The organism is Corallococcus terminator (genome assembly GCF_003611635.1).
In the GTDB taxonomy this organism is placed as follows: Bacteria; Myxococcota; Myxococcia; order Myxococcales; family Myxococcaceae; genus Corallococcus; species Corallococcus terminator.
In genome coordinates, this window is sequence record NZ_RAVZ01000602.1 from 1 (window position 1) to 2,513 (window position 2,513).

Annotated in this window: 3 protein-coding genes; all 3 read right to left on the bottom strand. The window is 64.1% G+C overall.

What is annotated here, in order from left to right; translation table 11 throughout:
• Positions 1-674, bottom strand: a 674-nt coding sequence (locus tag D7V88_RS40595; protein ID WP_147449112.1) for a serine/threonine protein kinase, incomplete at its 3' end; no start/stop codon positions are given.
• A gap of 7 nt (positions 675-681) precedes the next feature.
• Entirely contained in the window at positions 682-1,635 is a 954-nt protein-coding gene (locus D7V88_RS40600; RefSeq protein WP_120545837.1) for a DUF2381 family protein, read from the bottom strand.
• Between the two features lie 23 nt (positions 1,636-1,658).
• Positions 1,659-2,399, bottom strand: coding sequence for a hypothetical protein (locus tag D7V88_RS40605; RefSeq protein WP_147449113.1), 741 nt, complete (start codon positions 2,397-2,399; stop codon positions 1,659-1,661).
• Between the last annotated feature and the right edge of the window lie 114 nt (positions 2,400-2,513).

Sequence of the window (2,513 nt, forward strand, 5' to 3'; positions counted from 1 at the left end):
ATGTCCGCCTGGGGCGTGTTGACGAAGGGCTGCCCGTCCTCCATCGCCTGGCTGCTCATGTATTGGCAGTATTCGGGCGACCAGGAGTGCATCGTGCCCACCACGCTGAACGCCCGCGTCACCGTCTGGGTGCTCAGTGGCCGAGCAATGCCGAAGTCGATGACGACGGGCTCATCGTTCTCCGTCCTCACGAGGACGTTGTCCGACTTCAAATCCCGGTGGAAAATCTGCAGGCGGTGCATCGTCTGCAGCGCCCCGCCGAGCTGCGCGAAGACGGTGAGGAGCAGGCGCAGCGACGGTTTGCGGTCCTTGCGCCACGTGAGGAGGGGAGAGCCCTCCACGTATTCCATGATGAGGTACGGGTAGCTGGCCGCACTGGCAGCGGAGGACGTGAAGTCATGGCCACGCACCGTGACGATATGCGGATGGTCCAGGCCAGAGAGGGCCGCGACTTCGCGGCGGAAGCGCGCCTCCTCTTCCCGGCGCTGCTTTGGGTTGAGGCCGGCGAGGTTCGTCAGCCCGATTTTCAGCGCGTACCGCAGGCCATCGCGCACGACTATGTAGGTGGCACCCATGCCGCCGCGGCCAATGAGGCGCTCGATTTGGTAGTAGCCGACCTGCTCGCCGGGAAGGATGTACGTCGGGTCGAAACCCTTGGGATTGGGCGTGGACATGGGGCCCTTAGAGCTGGACGTCGGTGAGTTCGACGTGGCGGTTGCCGCCGCGCTCGAAGAGGCGAATCAGGTAGCGCTGATCCGCCCCCTGAGCCGGCGTTTCGAATGCGATGACGACACGGGCCGTTTCATCCGGGGGAAGGGACAGCACGTCCATTTGCGCCGAAAGCACCTTCGCATCCTGGGAGGAGCTGCCCCCCGACACCGCGATTTCAGCCTTCTCCATCTGCCAGTTCGCGGACGCATCACGGTTCTGGACGCCCAGCACCAGGAAGGACTGACCGAAGAGGCGATAGACGGCGCGAGCCTCGACGAGGAGCCGTGACTGCTTGTCGCGATGCCGGACGTTCCGCCGCTCCGCGGTGAAGGCCTGGGGCTTGTCGAGGTCCTGGCGAAGCACAAGGGCCGCGATGCGTGCCGTGCCGGCGACGTCGCTCGTCGCCTGGCACTCGTCCAACTGCGCACGAAGGGAGTTGATGGCGGCCGTCAACGCGGGCGCGCTCGCGGCCGAGGCCTTGGCCTGCATCTGGAGCTTCACTGCAATCTGGATGTCCACCTCCTCGGCGACCGTCACCAACCGGAAGGATTGGACGGTGCCGTCGGCGAAGGTGAGCGTCAACGGGAAGGACTTCCCAGCCGGCACGTCCTTCGCGGGGCTCAGCACCAGAAGCCGTGTCGCCGACGCCGGCACTCGGCTTGGCGTGGGGATGATGTCGGGCGGCGCGGCGAGAATCGCACCGCCCTGGTCCGCCAGCGGCTGGGGCAACACAAGGCTCGTCGGTGCGCCTCCCGCCACATGGATTTCGTGAAGGGTGTTCGCGTTCTCATCGTTGATGATGAGCTCGCGCGAGCGCATCTCCCGTTGGGCCGGCGCAGACGTCTGCGCTTGCGCGGCAGCAGGCTGCGCGCCCGCTGGAGCAGCGAAAAGCATGAATACAAAGACAGATTGGAGGGAAAGCATGGAGGACCTTTGAAGTTGAGACGTCAGGGGTTGATTTCCGCGACGCCTGACCCGGGTGGGGCCGCACCCGGGGGCTCCTTGTAGGGAGCGACCGAAATGTCTCGTACGCGCAACCCCGAGGGGAACTGCATGTTTCGCCCCTCGACTGCGAGGAAGACGGTTGCGCCTACCACGTCTTCAACTGGATTGCCTCCCGTGAGCAGGCTGGAGTGGGTTCTGCGAATCCTCGCGCGCACGTGTAGCAGCGTGTCAGTCCTTTCAATGAGCTTTACGTCCTCGAAGACGAGGTCGGTTTTCGAGTTGGACGCTTTCAGCGCTGCCAGCACCTTCCGCTCGGAGTATTCACGGCTGAGTTTCGACGCCAGAGCAGGGTCCATCATGGAAAGCGCGGCAGCCCAACTCGTTTCCACTGAAGTCGAGTTAACCCCCGCGAAGTGGGTGAGAAACTCACGTGTCACATGGCCCACCTCCGCATCAGTGGGCTGCCCCTTCGCACGTTGAATCGCCATGAGGACATCGAGGCCGACGAGTTTCCGGGGGACGTACTCTGCACCTCCCGAGCCATCCACCAGGACGACGTCGGGCGGCCTCTTCGAGAGGTGGACATTCGCGAGAACACAGAAAATCAGGAGTCCACCCTGAAACAGCATCACCCAGTTCTTCCATCGCCCCTCGCGCTGAAATGCCGCCCAAACCGCTGGCGGTCCTCCCAGGTGTCTGTTGCCCTCGTGCTGTAGCGGCGTAACGTTCTTGTCGGCTGGCATGTATCGAAGTCCTTTTCCTTCAACGCCCCGGGGGGCGGATATTGCGGGTGGACTCAGCAGCTACCGGGGCGGCTGCGCTGGTGCCGGTGTCCAGAGGCTTGAGCAGGGGAAGAC

What these genes read in the sequence shown, in the direction of transcription:
- D7V88_RS40605 (WP_147449113.1), bottom strand. Translation starts at nt 2,399, where the DNA reads ATGCCAGCCGACAAGAACGTTACGCCGCTACAGCACGAGGGCAACAGA.
- D7V88_RS40600 (WP_120545837.1), bottom strand. Translation starts at nt 1,635, where the DNA reads ATGCTTTCCCTCCAATCTGTCTTTGTATTCATGCTTTTCGCTGCTCCA.